Annotated in this window: 22 protein-coding genes; all 22 read right to left on the minus strand. The window is 54.3% G+C overall.

The window, feature by feature from the left end; translation table 11 throughout:
• Positions 1-6: 6 nt before the first annotated feature.
• On the minus strand, positions 7-549 hold the full coding sequence (locus tag GCU45_RS05005) for a Rieske (2Fe-2S) protein (protein ID WP_181908922.1): 543 nt from the start codon (positions 547-549) through the stop codon (positions 7-9).
• Positions 550-719: 170 nt separating this feature from the next.
• Positions 720-1,160: a DUF2487 family protein gene (locus GCU45_RS05010; RefSeq protein ID WP_152398287.1), complete on the minus strand. Its 441-nt coding sequence runs from the start codon at positions 1,158-1,160 to the stop codon at positions 720-722.
• A 151-nt stretch (positions 1,161-1,311) separates the two neighbouring features.
• A complete protein-coding gene (locus GCU45_RS05015) occupies positions 1,312-1,491 on the minus strand; it encodes an IDEAL domain-containing protein (protein ID WP_076170113.1) in 180 nt (59 codons plus the stop codon).
• 24 nt (positions 1,492-1,515) lie between these two features.
• Entirely contained in the window at positions 1,516-2,022 is a 507-nt protein-coding gene (locus tag GCU45_RS05020) for a gamma carbonic anhydrase family protein (protein ID WP_089548041.1), read from the minus strand.
• A 44-nt stretch (positions 2,023-2,066) separates the two neighbouring features.
• The gene (locus GCU45_RS05025) at positions 2,067-3,194 is read right to left on the minus strand and encodes a hypothetical protein (protein ID WP_152398288.1); all 1,128 of its coding nucleotides are present in this window, start codon (positions 3,192-3,194) and stop codon (positions 2,067-2,069) included.
• A gap of 93 nt (positions 3,195-3,287) precedes the next feature.
• Positions 3,288-3,875: a histidine phosphatase family protein gene (locus tag GCU45_RS05030; RefSeq protein ID WP_145158489.1), complete on the minus strand. Its 588-nt coding sequence runs from the start codon at positions 3,873-3,875 to the stop codon at positions 3,288-3,290.
• Between the two features lie 38 nt (positions 3,876-3,913).
• Entirely contained in the window at positions 3,914-4,516 is a 603-nt protein-coding gene (locus GCU45_RS05035; protein WP_152398289.1) for an anti-sigma factor, read from the minus strand.
• Positions 4,513-5,106, minus strand: a complete 594-nt coding sequence (locus GCU45_RS05040) for an RNA polymerase sigma factor (protein WP_076170192.1) — start codon at positions 5,104-5,106, stop codon at positions 4,513-4,515. The genes GCU45_RS05035 and GCU45_RS05040 overlap by 4 nt, the downstream gene beginning before the upstream one ends.
• Positions 5,107-5,604: 498 nt before the next feature.
• Complete coding sequence (locus GCU45_RS05045) at positions 5,605-6,702, minus strand: prephenate dehydrogenase (protein WP_152398290.1); 1,098 nt, start codon at positions 6,700-6,702, stop codon at positions 5,605-5,607.
• Positions 6,703-6,726: 24 nt separating this feature from the next.
• The gene (gene hisC, locus GCU45_RS05050; RefSeq protein ID WP_116229701.1) at positions 6,727-7,827 is read right to left on the minus strand and encodes a histidinol-phosphate transaminase; all 1,101 of its coding nucleotides are present in this window, start codon (positions 7,825-7,827) and stop codon (positions 6,727-6,729) included.
• 28 nt (positions 7,828-7,855) lie between these two features.
• Positions 7,856-8,662 carry a tryptophan synthase subunit alpha gene (gene trpA / locus GCU45_RS05055; RefSeq protein ID WP_152398291.1) on the minus strand — a complete coding sequence of 269 codons (807 nt, stop codon included), beginning with the start codon at positions 8,660-8,662 and terminating at the stop codon, positions 7,856-7,858.
• The gene (gene trpB / locus GCU45_RS05060; protein WP_145947629.1) at positions 8,659-9,858 is read right to left on the minus strand and encodes a tryptophan synthase subunit beta; all 1,200 of its coding nucleotides are present in this window, start codon (positions 9,856-9,858) and stop codon (positions 8,659-8,661) included. Before trpB ends, trpA begins: the two co-directional genes overlap by 4 nt.
• Positions 9,855-10,526, minus strand: a complete 672-nt coding sequence (locus GCU45_RS05065; RefSeq protein ID WP_152398292.1) for a phosphoribosylanthranilate isomerase — start codon at positions 10,524-10,526, stop codon at positions 9,855-9,857. The genes trpB and GCU45_RS05065 overlap by 4 nt, the downstream gene beginning before the upstream one ends.
• Positions 10,519-11,349, minus strand: a complete 831-nt coding sequence (gene trpC, locus GCU45_RS05070; RefSeq protein ID WP_152398293.1) for an indole-3-glycerol phosphate synthase TrpC — start codon at positions 11,347-11,349, stop codon at positions 10,519-10,521. Before trpC ends, GCU45_RS05065 begins: the two co-directional genes overlap by 8 nt.
• Complete coding sequence (gene trpD, locus GCU45_RS05075) at positions 11,339-12,379, minus strand: anthranilate phosphoribosyltransferase (RefSeq protein ID WP_152398294.1); 1,041 nt, start codon at positions 12,377-12,379, stop codon at positions 11,339-11,341. The genes trpC and trpD overlap by 11 nt, the downstream gene beginning before the upstream one ends.
• Positions 12,380-12,404: 25 nt before the next feature.
• On the minus strand, positions 12,405-13,958 hold the full coding sequence (gene trpE, locus GCU45_RS05080) for an anthranilate synthase component I (RefSeq protein WP_152398295.1): 1,554 nt from the start codon (positions 13,956-13,958) through the stop codon (positions 12,405-12,407).
• A 319-nt stretch (positions 13,959-14,277) separates the two neighbouring features.
• The gene (gene aroH / locus GCU45_RS05085; protein WP_076170100.1) at positions 14,278-14,652 is read right to left on the minus strand and encodes a chorismate mutase; all 375 of its coding nucleotides are present in this window, start codon (positions 14,650-14,652) and stop codon (positions 14,278-14,280) included.
• Positions 14,645-15,751, minus strand: a complete 1,107-nt coding sequence (gene aroB, locus GCU45_RS05090) for a 3-dehydroquinate synthase (RefSeq protein WP_152402804.1) — start codon at positions 15,749-15,751, stop codon at positions 14,645-14,647. Before aroB ends, aroH begins: the two co-directional genes overlap by 8 nt.
• 2 nt (positions 15,752-15,753) lie before the next feature.
• Positions 15,754-16,923 (minus strand): chorismate synthase, encoded by a 1,170-nt coding sequence (aroC, locus tag GCU45_RS05095; protein WP_116229695.1) that lies wholly within the window; start codon positions 16,921-16,923, stop codon positions 15,754-15,756.
• Between the two features lie 347 nt (positions 16,924-17,270).
• On the minus strand, positions 17,271-17,435 hold the full coding sequence (locus GCU45_RS33700; RefSeq protein WP_163879324.1) for a hypothetical protein: 165 nt from the start codon (positions 17,433-17,435) through the stop codon (positions 17,271-17,273).
• An 81-nt stretch (positions 17,436-17,516) separates the two neighbouring features.
• The gene (locus GCU45_RS05100) at positions 17,517-18,356 is read right to left on the minus strand and encodes a CheR family methyltransferase (protein ID WP_280117506.1); all 840 of its coding nucleotides are present in this window, start codon (positions 18,354-18,356) and stop codon (positions 17,517-17,519) included.
• Entirely contained in the window at positions 18,347-18,790 is a 444-nt protein-coding gene (ndk, locus tag GCU45_RS05105; RefSeq protein WP_076170097.1) for a nucleoside-diphosphate kinase, read from the minus strand. The genes GCU45_RS05100 and ndk overlap by 10 nt, the downstream gene beginning before the upstream one ends.
• Between the last annotated feature and the right edge of the window lie 33 nt (positions 18,791-18,823).

Here is an 18,823-nt window from a genome sequence, read left to right on the forward strand (position 1 = left end):
CGCCTCCTATTTTACTTCAGTATTCGGCTCGACTCCGCCAAGGTACACCCAACCGTTTTCAATCTTTAATTTGTAAGTGTCGAGCGGCTTCGGCGCAACGGCCAAGTTCTTGCCTTCTTTGGTATAACGCGCCCCGTGGCATGGGCAGTGGTATTCATCCGGGAAGCTTTTATCATTGTTCCAGCCGACCGTACAGCCCAAATGCTTACAGATCGGGGACAGCGCATAGATTTTTCCCTGTTCATCCTTGCGTATCCAAGCAGTTAATGTAGCAGTGCTTGCATACCATCCATCCTGCTGTTTCAGTTCAAAAGAGAATTCTTGAGGCTCGTCGGTAATTTTGCTTTCTTCGACAACTTTAATGAACTCTCCCTCGCCCTTCTTGTGCAGGATCGGATCCACAGCAAAACGCACCATCGGCAGGACTGCACCGGCTGCCATGTAAGCAGTGGCACCGCCCAATGTATAAGTCAGAAATTGTCGACGGGACATTTCTTTACGACCGGGTGGTTTGTGAGATGGTTCATGGTGCTCATTTTGGTTGCTCATAATGTCTTCAACCCCCTTTGTCAACCAAGTCTTAAAGTGCTTTCAATGATTATTATCACACGACTTACTAGGACATAATAATAATATATTAGCCTTATAAGACCGTCAAGAATATCCAACTCTTTTATCAGGCGGAAGAAGATTTACCCAATTAAATTGTTGAATTTCTGTCACATTTCCATCTTGCTGTCACGCTGCCACATTTCCTGTATTTTATCCTTAATCTGGCCTGCTATACCTGATCCGCCCGTTTCTTCATTGATTCCTTTCCGGGACAGAACCAAATCGCAGCCTTCAATCTGGCCTTGGATCAACTCGATGTCTGCCGTCATGACAATGACGTAAGCAAAGCCCGCTTCCCTTACATTGCGACAAACTTCCTGCAATAACGACAGATCCTCCCCTTGGCCGTATTGTACGGCCGGATATGTAATGATCCTCCCTTTAAACGGGATCTCGACCAGGTCCATAAAATCCCGCAGCCGCGCCAGCGCCTCCGTCGCTTCTATAGGAGACTCTTTGCCCGACAGGCCGGTGTAAGGGATGAGGCAGGTGTCGAAATAGGGGGAGAGCTCACTCCAGGTTGCCTCTTCCACTTCGCTGAACTTCATTCAAGGGTTCACCCTTTCCATTATTTTTCACCATTCCATTCTATAATATGCTTGTTCCCGTGTCAGCAATTTGTAAAATTCATTGGCGCACGCCGGCCAAACAAAAAAGAAATGCAGCATGGATGCCTGCATTTCTTTTCATTTATTCCACTTAGTTAAGCAACTTCAGTTCATCCGTCAGGTTACGGAAAGCCGCCTCGTCTCCGGATGCCAGAGCCCTGTCTATTTCGCGGTAAAGCTCTTCGCTCCGGTGTTTTCGCAACGCTTCGTCCCATACCATTTCAGCCGCCAGCCCCAACATGACTTCATAAGTAGCTTTCATCTTATCCATTAGGATGCACCTCCGAACCTTTGATTAGAACATCCTATACTCTTTACCCTTGTCCACATAGTTTTGAGTGGTACGATACATTCTGCGCAAGTCTTCTTCGGTTAATTCACGGACCACTCTCGCCGGCGAACCCAGAGAAAGCGTATAGGGTGGTATTTTTTTGTTTTCAGTAACGATAGATCCTGCCCCTATTAAAGCATATTCACCAATCTCGGCCCCGTTCAGTACGATGGCCCCCATTCCGATTAATGTACCTTTGCCTATTGTGCAGCCGTGAACGATGGCGGCATGTCCGACGGAGACGTCGTCCTCCAGAATCAGCGGCTCGTCCGTGTTGACGTGACCTACCGCTCCATCCTGAATGTTGCACCGGTCACCGATCACGATGGGTGCCATATCACCCCGAAGCACGGCGTTAAACCATACGCTTGATTGCTGTCCAATTTGAACGTCACCGACAATTTTGGCACCCTCCGCGACATAGACGGACGGGTGGATCTTTGGCAGATGCTGGCCGTAAGGTAACAGCATGTTTTCATCACCCCTTAACTTTGGGAGTGATTGTAACAAGGCGGCTATGACTTGTCAATGAGCGGTTCCAGCTCGCCGCTTCCGAGGTTCAGGCTTTTGCTGGCCAGCTTTTGTCCAAAAGCGGTCATCTTCAGAACCATGCCGCTCTCCGGACTTTCTCCGATGCGGATCAGCCCAAGATGCATCATCATCGCGATAATTCTTTCATTTAATATCGACTCTGCAGTGTCGTAATAAAACGGTTTGATCAGCCAGCCCAAAGCATCATGCAGGGAAGCGGCGGTTACCCATTCCTTGGCGCATTCCCCGGTCCAATAGACGAGGGATGCCAAGTTAGGTATGGCGCTTTTATAAAGTTTTAACCAAAAGCGGAAAATTTGTACCATGCTTTCTTTCGTCCCGCTTTCCAGCAGCTCTGCGCCCTTGCCCGACAGCTCCAGCCGGCTGCCGTTTTCTTCGATATATCTGTGGTAGAACGCATAGTCATACAGAAGCGCCATCCGGTTGGGGTATGCATTGAAGCTCCTGCCGTAGCCAAAGCGCCATCCCCCTTTGGTCAACAGGGGCTCGCTGACATGGAACATGTCCATTAACTGCTGCTGGTATCGCTTGTACATCACGAATTCCTGATTCAGCTCGATCTCCTGCTGGTTCACATACTTCAGCAAGTACATCAGATCCTCGGCGCACAGATCCTGCTCTTCCCGGTAAACCGGAGGCTCTCCGGATTTAACGATCTTTCGCTTCAGCGTGTGTCCAAGCTCGGCTCGGAACCGGTCCTTCAGATCGCTCGGCATTTGAAACAGATATTTGGTGCTGGATGTCATCCCGTTGAACAGCCAGCCGCTGCGCTTATAGCGGGCGATAGCTTCCCTCGGGGTCTCATGCACCTCGTTTGCCGGGATGTCAAAAGTCGTCTGCCGGACGACAGCCGCCAAATCTTCTACGCTGTAAAACGATCTGCTGTCAAACAAGACTGAATTCAGAAAACGTAAATCTTGAAGGGAAACCGTGTTGACCTGCTGCGCGATAAACTCCCTCCGGTTCAGCGTGACCAGGATGCTCTGGATCAGTTCATGCTTGGAATTCCGTTTGCACTGGCATTGGTAGTGGCTTGCAATGGTAGTCAGCTGGCCGATATCCGCATACGAAAGCATATCCGCTAAATTCATGTCATCATCGCCTCGCCGTTTTACTACCATTATGGGAATTATTACAATTTTTATTCGATCCGGGCAAAAAAAATAACCCGGCGCTTGTCCGAGTTATCCGTTCTTTTCCGCCAGATGGCGGGTGCAATTATAGAGGAGCGGCACCCAGTCGATATCCTTTTTCTCCAGGATCGTAAGCGACAGGTTGCCAATCCGTTCCGTATATTTATCCCTGTACAGTGACTTGTACAGCTGTGCCAGCAGCCCGCCGTGACTCACGACGAGCATGTTTTTATCGGGGTAAGCCGTCCACATATCCTCCATAAACGCCAAGGCTCTAGCCTCAATCTGCTCGATCGTCTCCTGGCCCAGGTCATGCACATCCCACTGCTTGCCCCAGCGGCTTTCCCGCTCATCGGCCGTCAGTCCCTCTGCTTGCCCAAAGCTCCGTTCATTCAGCCGCTCATCGGGCTCAAGGAGCGGAATGTGGAGCTTGTCGGCCAGAATTTGCCCGGTTTCACGCGCGCGGGAGAGCTTGCTGCTGATGATAAAATCCCAGCGGTACGGTTCGTGAAGCAGCCTTTCCCCAAGCCGCTCCGCCTGCTGCCTGCCCTCTTCATTTAAAGGGATATCGCTCTGTCCCTGAATTTTGCCGAGCTTATTCCAATCCGTCAGGCCGTGGCGGATCAAACCGATCATCATACGCGTACCCCCTTTCTTCTATATATATGCGAAAGAACCTATTTCCTGATACGGCTGACCCTTCCCAATGAAAAGAGGGCCATTCCTACCCCGAGTACCGACAGAATCATCCAGTACTGTGGATGGGTCGGACCCATGCCGGCGACAAGCGGCTCGATAATCCCGCTGTTCGTCTTCGGGATCACATAACTGACCTGTTCCGTCACCACGGACGAACCCGCAACGCCGGTCGGAAGAATCCCGGTAGGTACAGCTTCGGCTGTCTCTTTAACAAACGGCTTATCCATGATGGCCCAATACAGAAAGCTCACCAAAAATACCATGACAAACCCGGCAATCCACCAGGACATGCGTTTTCGGGTAGATGCAGGTACGGCAAAAGGTTTGCTCTGATCCGGAATCAGCCACGGAGATTCCCGGTATATACGGTCCATGACGTTCCGGTTGATTTCCTCCGCCTGTTCTTCCGTCGGCTCCTCCTGCAATTCCATCATGAGAAGCCGGCTTTCCTTCCATAACGCCAATTCTGCTTGGCAATCACTGCAAGTGGCTGTATGCTGTTCGAGCTCAATCCGTCTCGGATCGTCTTCTTCCAAATCCAAAACGATGCCGAACAGGCTGTGAGCCTCATCGCAATTCATTTGCTTTTCATCCCTTCATATTCTTCATACGTCAGCTCGTAAAAATACGGCTCCAGCTGAACTTTTACACTGGACCTTGCCCGGAATAGAAGAGATTTAACAGAGCTGACGCTTTGACCTAAAATGTCGGCAATCTCTTGGTAATCGAGCTGATCGTATTCCCGTAAAATGAGCGCGGATCGCTGCTTTTCCGGCAGGTTGTTAATGGCCTCGCGGACCAGCTCCACCTTCTCGGTGCGCAAAATGGCCTGCTCCGGCGCCACCTCCATCGGCGCAACCGGCGTAACCCCGCTCTCCTCCAGCGGCACATTGGCGCTGCGCTGCTTTCTCAGCTCGCTGAGCACCGTGTTCCGGGCAATCGTATAGAGCCATGTGGAGAACGACGCGTCGACCTCACGAAACGAATGCAGGCTCTTGAAAGCCTTGTAAAACGTCTCTGAGCACAGGTCTTCCGCCATTAACTCCAAATGTGAACTTTTTAGCATATGATATACAAAAGCCAATATTTTCCGCTGATAACGGCGCATCAATTCAGAGAAGAGCTCTACATTGCCCTTCTTGATGTCCTGTATCATCTGCGAATCCGTCATTTCCATTGTGACCTCCTCGACCGTACACAAGCATCCCCGTTCGATTCAGTTATATGTTTGTACTGAACAGGTGATGAAAAGTTGCGGTATTTACGCCACCGCGCGGCAGTATAAACGTCCAAAAAGCTATGTATTCGGCAAAATCGGCAACGATTCTACAAATATATCATTTCCATTGTAACATATTAATTCCTGCTAGTCAGTCGAACCTCAAGAAGAATTGCCAAATCCAAGGAGATAATAACGCTTTTTGGGACACACTGAATCATCACTAATCTCTTAATAGACGAATTTCGCCCCGTAAATGTTGCTAGATTATAGAAAAAAATCGCCGCAAAATAAAAAATGGCAAAAAAAAACCACCCGCATCGGGTGGCTGCACAAAGTGCCATTTATTTGGATAGGAGTGGAGAGAAACCATACTGTACTTTTATTATATGTATACGTTTTCATTTTGTCAACACTAAAGTAAGCGTTTTTTTGTAAACGTTTTAAAATTTACTGCGATACCTGATAACTCATGGATTGCAGCAGTTCCTTGGCCCGCTCCAAATCATGTTCCTGCCTGAAGGACAGGCGCAGAATGCCCGGGACGTCCTCCCGGCTCTCGATGATCTGCATGTTGCTGAGGTTGATGTGCCGAACCCCCAGCTCTGTGGCGATTTTCCCGATAATACCGGGCGTATCCGGTACGTCGAGGTACAGATCAAAACTAGGCGTAATCATGCCCTTGCGGCGTTCCGGAAGCTCGCTGCGGAAATCGTTCGCTTTGGCAAACGCCTCTTGAATCCCCTGTCCATCGCCCTCTTCCAGCATCTCTACGAATGCGGCGATGCCTTCATTCCAGTCCTTGAGCTGTCTGAGCAGCACGTTTTTGTTGCCCAGCAGGATGTCGCGCCAAATCAGCGGATCGCTGGATGCAATCCGGGTAATGTCACGAAAACCGCCTGCCGCGAGCAGCCGGTATAAGGAATTGGAATGATTGTAATCGCACACCTGGTTCACCAGCGCCACCGCGATGATATGCGGCAGATGGCTGATCGCCCCGACGATTTCATCGTGCAGGACCGGATCCACCTTGACGATCTGGGCGCGGGTGTATGACAGCAGCTGCGCCAGGGCGTCATAAGCATGGTCAGGCGTGCCCGGAGGCGGAGTCAGCACATAATACGCATTCTCAAACAGCAGCGGCGTGGCCGCCTCTACACCGGAACGCTCGGAGCCGGCCATCGGGTGCCCGCCGATGAAGTAGAAGTCCTTGAAATCATGCGCACGCGCCGCCTGTGCGATGCTTGCCTTCGTGCTGCCCACATCGGTGATGATGCAGCCTTTTTTCAATGGCAGGGCGCTTAACCGGTCCAGGTATTCTTCCAGCATACCGACAGGAACGCACAAAAAAATGAAGTCCGCATCAAGTGCGGCTTCTTCCATGGACAGCGTCGCTGCGTCGACGACGCCGCGGTTTATATATTTGTCGGCCAATTCGGGGAGATGGGCATGGCCCACGACGGTTATGCCGGGCTTGCCTTTAAAGCAAAGCGCCAGCGAACCGCCGATCAGACCCACTCCAAATATAGCAATCTTCGTTGTATTCATGTTCCCTCACTCGTTTGTTCGCACTTACTGCACTTGGGCCTTATCTTCGCTCAATACTTGCTCCAATGCGTGAATAAATGCTTTATTTTGTTCCTCGGATCCAACGGTCACACGAACATGGTTCGGATATTTGCCGAATCCGGCGCGAACGATGATCCCCTTCTGAAGCAGCGATTGGAACATTTCCACCGCAGGCTTGCGCACATTGACCATAATAAAGTTGCCGTGCGCCGGGAAGTAATCGAGGCCCAGCCGGTCGAACTCAGCCTGCAGCTGCTTGATGCCCTCCGCGTTCGCGATGCGGCAATTAGCCACGTATTCCTGATCGCCAAGCGCCGCTTTGGCCGCTGCCTGGGCTGCCCGCGTTGTGTTGAACGGTTCGCGCACCCGGTTGATCAGCTGAATGACCTCAGGCTGAGCCACGCCGTAGCCGATCCGCAGGGAAGCCATGCCGTAGATCTTCGAGAAGGTCCGGAGAACGACCAGGTTTGGATATTGGGATAGGAGCTTGCTTCCGTCCGGGTAGGAGAGGTCGGTTACATACTCGAAGTAAGCCTCATCCAGCACCACCATCACATCCGATGGAACTTGATCCAGGAAGCCGGTCAATTCGGTTTCGGAAAGAATCGTTCCCGTCGGGTTGTTCGGGTTGCAGATCCACACGATCTTCGTCTTGCTGCTGAGCTTGGCGAGCATCGCTTCAAGATCATGCTTTCCGTCCACCAGCGGAACCTCAATGCTGACGGCCCCTTCGATGTCGGCGTTGCTTTTATACACGGAGAAGGTTTGATCCGCCATGATGGTCTCGTCGCCGGAAACCAAGAAGGCGCGGCAGATCAGGGCGATGACTTCGTCCGAGCCGCAGCCGAAAATGATTTGCCCGGGCTCAACGCCCAGGAAGCGGGCCACTTCCGCCGTAAGCTCCACCGCGCCTCCGTCCGGATACAGACTGATGTTGTCGAGTTCGGCAAGCACCGCCTCCTTCACACGCGGCGAAGCGCCGTAAGGATTTTCATTGGAAGCCAGCTTGATGACTTCGCTGAGACCAAGCTCCCGCTTGACTTCTTCAATCGGTTTGCCCGGCTCATATACCGGAATGTTCACTATCTGGGATTTTGGTTTCACCATATCCCCCCTCACTTTCAACTCAAGATTATGGTTTTAATTGTGCCACAAATTCACGGATTTGCAAAAGCCCCTGCTCATGCGTATCTCCGTCCTGCAGAAGCGGAATGGCTTCTTCGACCTTGCGGACGATGGCGCTGCCCACGACGACGCCGTCGCAGATCCGGGAAAAGCGCACCGCCTGCTCCCTGTTCGAAATACCGAAGCCGATCGCCACCGGAATGTCCGTATACTTCTTCACGCTGGCGATGAAATCTTCCACGCCTTCGTGGAAGCTTGCCCGCTCACCCGTTACGCCGAGCGAGGATACGCAGTAAATGAAGCCTCTGGCTCCTTCCACGATCGATTTGATCCGTTCATGGGAGGTCGGAGCCACCAGCGGAACAACATGGATATCCGACCGCTCGGCCCGGGCTCGCACGTCTGCTGACTCCTCGATCGGCAGGTCCGGAATGATGATGCCGCTGATCTCATGCGCTTTGACCTCTTCAAAAAAGCGGTCCAGCCCGAACTGAAGCACCGGATTATAATAAGTAAACAGGATGAATGGCAGCTTCACCCCGGCCTTGCGCGCTCTGACCGCCGTTTCCATGCAGGTTTTGATCGTTACCTGATGCTTCAGCGCCCGCTCGGAAGCCCGCTGAATAACCGGGCCGTCGGCCAAGGGGTCCGAATACGGCACGCCCAGCTCGATCATGTCGGCTCCGGCCGCTTCGAGACCGGCTATAATTTCAACCGACGTATCGAGATCCGGGTCCCCGATGGTCAGAAACGGAATCAGCGCCGTTTGATTCTCCTGTTTGAGACGGGCAAACGTTTGATCCATCAAATTCATGCCTGTTTACCTCCCGTATAAGCCATGATGGACTCCACGTCCTTGTCTCCCCGTCCGGACAGGCAGATGACGACGATGTCGTCCTCACTGAGCCGCGGCGCCATCTTCACCACTTCAGCGATCGCATGTGCGGATTCCAGGGCCGGAATGATCCCTTCCGTCCGGCATAGCAGCTGAAGCGCGTCGAGCGCTTCCTGGTCCGTGATCGGAACGTATTGGGCGCGCTCAATGTCCTTAAGGTAAGAGTGCTCCGGTCCGACGCCCGGATAATCCAGGCCGGCCGATATGGAGTGGGCTTCCTGTACCTGGCCGAAATCGTCCTGCAGCAGATAGCTCATGGAGCCTTGGAAGACGCCATGGGTGCCCTTGCTCATCGTCGCCGCGTGGAAGGCGGTCTCCACACCCTTACCAGCGGCCTCTACGCCGATCAACCGGACGTCCTTGTCTTCGATAAACGGATAGAACATGCCGATCGCATTGCTGCCGCCGCCGATGGCCGCCACAACATAGTCCGGAAGACGCCCTTCGGCCTCCTGGATCTGGCGTCGCGTCTCGTCGCCGATAATCCGCTGGAAGTTGCGCACCATCATCGGATACGGATGCGGACCTACGGCAGAGCCGAGGATGTAGAACGTATCGTCGACATGGCTGACCCAGTACCGCAGCGCCTCGTTGCCGGCGTCCTTCAGCGTGCGCGAACCGGACGTAACGGGTACGACTTCGGCGCCCAGCATCTGCATACGGAATACGTTCAGCGCCTGCCGCTTCGTATCCTCTTCCCCCATGAACACCTTGCATTCCATGCCCAGGAGTGCGGCTACGGTTGCCGTTGCCACACCATGCTGGCCTGCTCCCGTCTCGGCAATGACCTTCGTCTTGCCCATTCGTTTGGCGAGGACGCCTTGTCCGAGCGCGTTGTTGATTTTATGGGCGCCGGTGTGGTTGAGATCCTCACGTTTCAAGTAGATCTTCGCCTGCCCCAAATGCTTGCTGAGACGCTCCGCATAGTACAGGGGCGTCTCACGGCCGGAGTACTGCTTAAGCAGATAGTTCAGCTCCTCCTGAAAGCTTGGGTCGTCCGAATATCGGTTGTATGACTCCTCGAGCTCGATCAGCGCGTTCATGAGCGTCTCGGGAACGAATCTTCCGCCAAACGGTCCGAAGCGCCCGTTCTTGTCTGGTAATTGTGTTGTCATGCCTGCTTCACCCTTCCCACAAATGCTGCGATTTTGTCTATATCCTTCACTCCGTCACTTTCCACGCCGCTGGAAACGTCTACGCCGTCCGGGCTGTACTTATCGATCAGCTCGGCCACGTTGGACGGCAGAAGGCCGCCGGCTACAAACAGCGGAATCCCTTGGGCTCTCGCCCAATCGCGGTATGCCGGTATCTCCTCCCAGGCAAACGTGCTTCCCGACCCTCCGCCGTACACCGGATCAAATGTATCAAGCAGCAGGCCGTCGATCACGCCTGCGTATAGTTCATGATTTATAGATGCTTCAGAATTCTCATTAAGGGATTGAACCGATAAGACCTTGAATACCCGGGTCCCCAAGCGCTCCTTGACCTCCCGGCAAAATTGCGGGCTTTCCTGTCCATGGAGCTGAACGACGTCGAGCTTGGTCTCCTCCACGATCGCGGCAAGCTCTTCCAGGTCCGGGTTGACGAACACGCCGACGCTTTGCGGAATTTCGGGCGTCTTCCACGCCTTCAGCTGCGCTGCAAGCAGGGCAGCCTGCTCAGGCGTTACCCGGCGCCGGCTCGGTGCGAATACGAATCCGATATAATCCACAGGCAAGTTTACCATTGATTTTAGCACTTCAACGTCCTGAAGTCCACAAATTTTTACCGCCGTCTCACCCACGATGCTTCACTTCTTCCCCGGATAAGATCGCCCCCATCAAGTCACGGACCGCCTCCGCGATGTCATCCCGGCGCATGAAATACTCTCCGATCAGCACGCCGCTTGCTCCCGCCTGCTCCAAATACGCCATATCTTCTTTGCCCGCGATACCGCTCTCACTGATGACCGGAATCCCTTGTGGAATCAGCTCCCGAAGCTTTGCCGTTGCCTCCAGGGAAGTCTCGAACGTATGCAGATTCCGGTTATTGATCCCGATCAGCGCCCCTTGGTGCAGATCCGCTCCGAGGCCAAGCACGGCTTCGAGCTCTTCCCGGCTGTGAACCTCAATCAGGGCGTCGAGCCCGAGCGCACCCGCCCGCTGCAGATAAGCAGCGATTTGATCGGGCTCCAGAATGGCCGCGATCAGCAGCACCGCGTCCGCACCGAGGAGGCGGGCTTCATAAATTTGCCGCTCGTCGATGATGAAGTCCTTCCGCAGCAGCGGCAGGTTCACCGCGGCGCGCACATCGCGCAAATATTGCCCGCTCCCCTGGAAGTATTCAACGTCCGTCAGAACCGACAGGCAGTCGGCCCCTGCCGCTTCATAAGCCTGGGCGATACGCACCGGATGAAAATCCGGACGGATGAGACCCTTGGAAGGCGACGCCTTCTTCACCTCGGCGATCAGACCCATGCTCCGCTTGCGTCCTGCAGTCAGCGCCCGGTGGAACCCTTTGGTTGCGGGCATCGCAGCGATTTGGCGCTCCGCTTCCGCAAGTGAAAAATGCTCGGCGAGTCGGGCCACCTCGGTCCGTTTGGTTTGTACGATTTTATCAAGATACATAGCTCAGCTCTCCTGTCATTTGGATCAGTTGCTCAAGTTTGGCCGATGCGCTGCCGTTGTCGATGGCCCGTGCCGCCGCCTGTACGCCTTCCGCGATGCTGTCTGCTATGCCCGCGACATAGATACATGCCCCCGCGTTGGCCAGCACGATGTCGCGGTACGGGCTCTTCTCGCCTGCCAGCACCGAGCGGATAATGGCGGCATTCTGCACCGCATCGCCGCCCAGAACGGCTTCCAGCGGGTGGGCGTCCAACCCGAGATCATGCGGGTGAATCTGATAGGTCCGCACTTCGCCGTGACGCAGTTCGGAAATTTGCGTCGGCCCCGAGATGCTGATTTCGTCCAGCCCTTCCAGGCTGGTCACAACAAGCGCCCGTTTGGAGCCGAGCTCCTTCAGCACGTTTGCGATCGTTTCGGTCTTGTTCCGGTCGTAGATACCCAGCAGCTGACGGTCGGCTCCGGCCGGATTCGTCAGCGGTCCCAGCATATTAAATACCGTCCGCACGCCGAGCTCCTTACGCGGAGCGGCTGCATGCTTCATGGACGGATGGTAGATTTGGGCGAACAGGAAGCAGATGCCGATTTCCTCGAGGCACCGTCTAGCCTGTTCACTGCTCAAGTGAATGTTAACGCCGAGCGCCTCCAGCACATCGGCGCTGCCCGCGCGGCCGGAGGCCGAGCGGTTGCCGTGTTTAGCCACCCGGACCGAAACGGAAGAAGAAATAATCGCCGAGACGGTGGAAATGTTGAATTTGTGGATCCCCGATCCGCCCGTTCCGCAGGTATCCAGCAGCCTTGCGTTATCGGTCGCTACATGACTCGCGACACTTCTCATCGCTTCGGCAAACCCCGTAATTTCCTCCACGGTCTCCCCCTTGATCCGCAGCGCCGTTAGCAGCGCCCCGATCTGGGAAGATGTCGCCGCTCCCTCCATGATGCACTGCATCAGTCCGCGGGCTTCCTCCCTTGAAAGATCCGCGCCTCCGATCAATTGTGACAAACTCGCATGTATCAATTCGCTTGCGCTCATGCTCTTTCCTCTCCTTTCCGGTCCATTAAGGTGTATATTCAAAGAAATAATCCTGATTCGTCACTTCCCGCTCCAGTTTGACCGGCGGGAACATCGCTTCCGCCGTCCGGATCGATTTCAGGAGCGCTTTGGCTTTGTTCACCGTCTCCTCATACTCTTTCTCCGGAACGGAGTCCCATACGATGCCCGCGCCCGCCTGCACGTACGCCTTGCCCTTGCGGAATATGATCGTCCGGATCGTAATACAGGAGTCCATGTTGGCATTAAAGCCCAGATACCCGATAGCGCCGGCATAAGCGCCGCGCGCCTCCCGCTCCATCTCGGCGATGATCTCCATCGCTCTCAGCTTCGGCGCTCCGGACACCGTTCCCGCCGGCAGGCAGGACAGAAAGGCATCGAAGAAATCTTTGTCGTCCCGCAGCGTCCCCGATACATTCGAAACCATGTGCATCACATGCGAATACTTCTCAATTTCCATAAAGCTGTCGCATTTCACGGTGCCGAACGCCGACACCCTTCCAAGATCGTTGCGTCCCAAATCCACGAGCATCAAATGCTCGGCGCGCTCCTTCTCGTCGGCGAGCAGTTCGGCGGCAAGACGGTTGTCTTCGGCCTCATCGGCCCCACGCGGCCGCGTGCCTGCGATCGGCCGGGTGCTGACCTTGTTGCCGTCGACCTTGACCAGCGCCTCGGGTGAGGTGCCGACAATGATTTCTTCATGCATTTTCAAATAATACATATAAGGCGAAGGATTCAGGGTTCTCAGCACCCGGTACACATGCAGCGGGGACACCTCCGTCTCGATATGAAAGCGCTGGGACAGCACCACCTGAAAAATGTCCCCTGCGCGAATATACTCCTGCGCTTGGCGAACGTTCGCCATATACTGCTCCTTGGTCATGTTCGACTTGATTTCGCCGAGGTCGATATCCACCGGAATGCTGCGGCCGTTGACGTTCTCTCGCGGACCCTGCTCTTGCAGCTGCCCCGCGATCTCCTCCAGCCTGCGGTCCACCTCGTCATACGTTTTGCGGATCGCTTCGTCGTTGTCCCCTTCCTTTACATGCACGTTGCCGACCAGCAAAATTTGCTGCTTCACATGATCGAACACGATGACCGTGTCGCAGAACATGAAGCGGATGTCATCCATCCCCAGATCGTCGACCTGATGTGCGGGAAGCTTCTCATAATACTGCAGCAGATCGTATCCGAAGAAGCCGATCGCTCCTCCCGTGAACGGAGGAAGATCATCGAGTTTCGGGCTTCGATACGAGCGAAGCAGCACCTTGAGCTCCTCAACAGGCTTACCTTTCATGAGCTGCTTCTGTCCGCCCTGTTCCAGCACGATTTCCCCCTTCTTGCCGGAGATCATCATGAACGGGTCCGTCCCGATAAACGAATAACGGGCCCACTGGCTTCCTCCCTCTACACTTTCAAGCAGAAATGCGCATTCCCGCTGGGCATAGCGCTGAAATATACGGATTGGCGTTTCCATATCGGCCAACAGCCGCTTGACGACCGGGATCAGATTGTACTGTCCGGCCAGGGCGATGACCTGCTCTTTACTAGGATTCAACATCGTGTACCCTCCTTCGATTGATCAGGACTTTGTTGAGCAGCAGACTCGAAAGCAACAAAAAAACCTCTACCGAAGTAGAGGTTTGGATTTCAATAAGTATATGAAAGAGTCCGACAGCATGAACCGCATCAGCATTCACGCGTCCCCTAATACAAGGAAACACCTTGACTGCCACAGCACGGACATGTTGACGAAATATAACATGCAACCCTATGGACTCTGCTCTTCTATACTTAACTCATCTCATCTAAACTCTACTCATCTCAACTACCTACACTATACAGGAACATTCCCTGTTATGGCAACTATGTTTTTCAAATCAGGCTTTGGGTGCGGCCAAATCCGGGCGCAGCTTCTTCGCTTCATTCAGGTAGACGTGGTTGATCTCTGCCTGGCCCTTCTCGGTATTGACCGTCACCATAAGACGGATGCAGCGCGGCAGGCTTCCCTTGACAGGAACCTCCATCGAACACATCAGCGGCACAAGCTCCCAGCCTTCCAGCTGGCGGATCGCTTTGGCCGGAAACGCTGCATCCAGATCTTGGGTCAGCGTAATCCAGATGCTGCAAATGTCTTCCGGATTGATCTCGTTGCGGTCGGCAATTTCCTTCATCAAACGAAGGGTTTCATCCAGAATTTCCTGTTCGTCATTGCGGGTTACTGTCGTTGCTCCCCGTATTCCCCGGTTATACATGCTCAGGCTCCTTTCTTCTCAGCTCTTCGATCACTTCGCGGACCAGAGCCTCCGGAATGTCTTTCACAATGCTGACCTCCCCGATCCGATCCGGGACGATAAACACCATGGTGCCTTCCGTAAATTTCTTGTCATGCTTCATCGCCGCGATCAGCTCATCCGTGGACAAGTGCTCCGGCAGTACGACCGGAAGCTTCAGTGCCTTCAGCATGGACACCGTTTCCGGATAGATGGAGGCATCGCGTCCCAGTTTGACAGCCAGCAATGCCGAGCCCGCCATCCCGATGGAAATCGCCTCACCGTGCAAAAATTCCCCATAGCCGCCCACCGCTTCAATCGCATGGCCAATCGTATGGCCCAGATTCAAAATGGCGCGCAGGCCGCCCTCGCGTTCATCGGCCGACACGACATCGGCCTTGATGGAGCAGCCGCGTTCCAACCCGTACGCCAGCGCCTCCCGGTCCAGGGACAGCAGCTCAGACGCGTGGTCGCGGCACCAGCCGGCAAACTCCGCATCCCGGATCAGGCCGTGCTTGACCATCTCGGCAAGACCGGCGGATACTTCGCGCGCCGGGAGCGTCTGCAGCGTATCCATGTCGTATAGCACCAACTCGGGCTGGTGAAAGGCGCCGATCATGTTTTTCGCGAGCCGATGGTTGACGGCTACCTTCCCGCCGACGCTGCTGTCATGCGCCAGAATCGTGGTCGGAATCTGCACGAATTTGACGCCGCGCATATATGTAGCAGCCACGAAACCAGCAAGGTCTCCGACTACGCCGCCGCCAAGCGCCAGAACAGCCGAGCTGCGATCCAGACCGCCCTGGATGGCCGTTGTCATCACTTCTTCATACACCGTGAGGGATTTGGACGTTTCCCCCGATTTGACGATCGAGACGACCGCTGTATATCCCCTGCTTTCCAGACTCTGCTTGAGGGTGTCCAGATGGCGGGCCGCAACCTGCTCATCCGTGACGATCAGATGCGTGCTTTTCTTGGTCAGCCCATGCTTCTCCAGATAACTTCTCGTTTCGGGAAGAAGGCCCGGGCCAATATAGATCGGATACGAACGGTCGCCAAGCTCCACTTGTACGGTTCTCATCATTAGTACCTCTCCACTTGGGCAAGGTAATTTTCATAGTTGGCTTTGATTTCGTCCATGGAATCGCCGCCGAACTTCTCCAGGAACGCCTTGGCGATTTCCCATGCGACCACATGCTCCATCACCACGCTCGCCGCCGGAACGGCGCAGGCGTCCGAACGCTCTACCTGAGCGGTGTACGGCTCTTTCGTGTCAATGTCCACGGTCTGCAGCGGTTTGTACAGCGTCGGGATCGGCTTCATCACGCCCCGGACGACAACTGGCATGCCGTTGGTCATGCCGCCCTCAAAGCCGCCCAGGCGGTTGCTGGCCCGGGTATATCCCTTGCCTTCCACGTACAGGATCTCGTCGTGGACCTGGGATCCGCGCAGCACGCCGGCCTCAAACCCGATGCCGATCTCGACGCCTTTAAACGCATTGATCGACATGACCGCCTGAGCGATCCGTCCGTCCAGCTTGCGGTCGTACTGCACATAACTGCCGAGACCGACCGGTACGCCCTCAACGACGCACTCCACGATCCCCCCGATGGAATCGCCTTCTTTCTTGATTTCATCGATGTAGGCTTCCATCTTCGCTTCCGTCTCAGGATCCACCACCCGGACCGAAGAAGCCTCGGTGCGTTCAATCAGTTCGTCGACGCTCAAGTTGTTGGCCGGCGCTTCAATCTCGCCGATCCGGATCACCTGCCCGGCAATTTTGATGCCGAAAGCTTCGAGAAACTGGCGGGCGATCGCCCCGCAGGCAACGCGTGCCGCCGTCTCGCGCGCGCTGGAGCGCTCCAGCACGTTCCGCAGGTCTTTATGGTTGTATTTCAGGCCGCCGTTCAGGTCGGCATGTCCCGGGCGGGGACGGTGAACGCGGCGTTTCTCTTCATCCGACCCTTCGATCGGCTCCACGTTCATGATGCTGCTCCAGCTCGCCCAGTCCTTGTTCTCGACCACGAGGGCCACGGGCGCTCCCGTCGTATAACCGTGCCGGACACCGCCGACAATATTCGCCGTATCCTTCTCGATTTGCATGCGGCGCCCGCGTCCATGCCCCTTCTGTCTGCGTGCAAGCTGAAAATTGATGGCTTCAAAGTCCAGTTTCAACTGGCTCGGTAATCCTTCGATAATGGCCGTGAGTTGAGGTCCGTGCGTCTCCCCCGCCGTTAAGTAGCGTATACTCATGGTGCTTTCCCCCTTTAAACTGTTAAACATTAACTGGCTAAAATCCGCAGATATCTTTTGCCATTATAGTATAGGTGCCACGCTTTGACAAGAAACCCCTATAGCTATATACAATGTATTAAAGCTAGGGAAAACACCTCGGCTGTATTGAAGATGGATCAAGGAGAAGCTTGGTTCATATTAGCCCGTTATATTGAAATCCCACGATCAAGGACAGCTGTTCGGTTCGTTTGCTTCTTCAGTCCTTTGCATGGGGGGACCCGAAAGAATAGCCCCGTAACAAGCACAAAAAAGCACCGTCTTTCCTAGTGAAAGAGCGGTGCTTATTAGCGCCAGCTTCCGCCTGCCTACCGGCTGACCGGCTGGCTGCTTCGCTGCGTATTCTTCTGACCTTCCAGGGAATCCTGTACCAGGCGGCTCAGCTGGACGCTCTCAATGCCCAGAATCTGTCCGCATTCCTGAATGGTAATAAACCCGCGTTGATACGCGGTAATTACCTTTCGTTTGTCCATGATGTGCAAACCTCCGCTTTGTCTGATGCCGTAATATAATCGTAGTATCGCAAAGAGAAGGTGTGAATATACCTTGACACCTTAAGCGTCGGCCTTTTTCCGGTAAAAAAAGGTTTCGGTCGGCTCGAGACCGTATTGGCCGGGCGTAAAAATTTGCTCAGTGCTTCCCACAAAAAGATATCCCCCGGGACGCAGGGCTGCGGCAAATTTATGGTAAAGCTTGGCTTTGGCTTCTTCTGTAAAATAAATCATCACATTCCGGCAGACGATGAGATCGTGATTCTGCTCAAATGTGTCGGTCAGCAGATTCTGCTTTCGGAATTGGACGTTTGCCTTGAGCCCTTCGCTGAACTTGTACATCGGACCTTCCTGGGAAAAATACCGGGCAGCGACTTCCTTCGGCACGTCCTTCAGCGAACGCTCGAGGTACAAGCCCTGTTTCGCTTTGGCCAGTGCGCCCTCATCGATATCGGTGGCTACCAGCGTACTCGTCTGCAGCAGCCCTTTGCCGTCCAAAATCATGGCCAGCGTATAGGGCTCCTCTCCCGTGGAACATGCGGCGCTCCACACCTTAAGCTTGGACCGCGCACCTGCGGTCAGCTCCGGAAGGATCACATCGCGCAGTACTTCCCAGCGGTTCGGGTTGCGCCAAAATTCCGAGACATTGATCGTCATCCGGTCCAGAAACTCATGAAACAAGCGCTTATCCTTTTGCAGCGCCTCGAAAAATTCCGCAAAACTGCTGTATCCGTTCTTTACCCTGAGCGTCGTCAGACGCCGCTTCATTTGGGCTTCCTTATAGTCCGAAAGGTCGATTCCCGTGCTTCGCTTAATATTCTGGATAAACCCTATGTAATCCGGGTCGGGCGTCCCTGGCTCTTCCGACGCTCCGCTATTATATAAAACAGGCTTTACATCCACGGCGTAATGCTGCGGTCGTAATCCACCAGTTCATGCGCTTCGAAGAAATTGGCGATTTCGCGTGCGCTGCTCTCCGGTGAATCCGAGCCGTGAATCAGATTATGGGGCGTATGGGAAGCGTAGTCCCCGCGGATGGTGCCCGGCAGAGCCTCCGTGACTTCTGTTTTGCCCATCAGAATGCGGGACAATTGGATAATGTTATCCCCTTCCCATACCATGGCGAACACAGGGCCGGACGTGATGAACTTCACCAGATTGTCATAGAAGTCCTTGCCCTCATGCTCCGCGTAATGACGCTTGGCCTGCTCGTCCGACACCTGGACTAGCTTGCCTGCCACCATTTTGAAACCTTTGTCTTCCAATCTGCCGATAATTTTACCGATTAAACCACGCTGCACTCCATCAGGCTTGATCATTAAAAAAGTTCGCTGCATAAACTCACTCTCCATTTCCTCAAGTCATTGCGA

Source organism: Paenibacillus cellulositrophicus (assembly GCF_009363095.1).
Lineage (GTDB): Bacteria > Bacillota > Bacilli > Paenibacillales > Paenibacillaceae > Paenibacillus_AQ > Paenibacillus_AQ favisporus.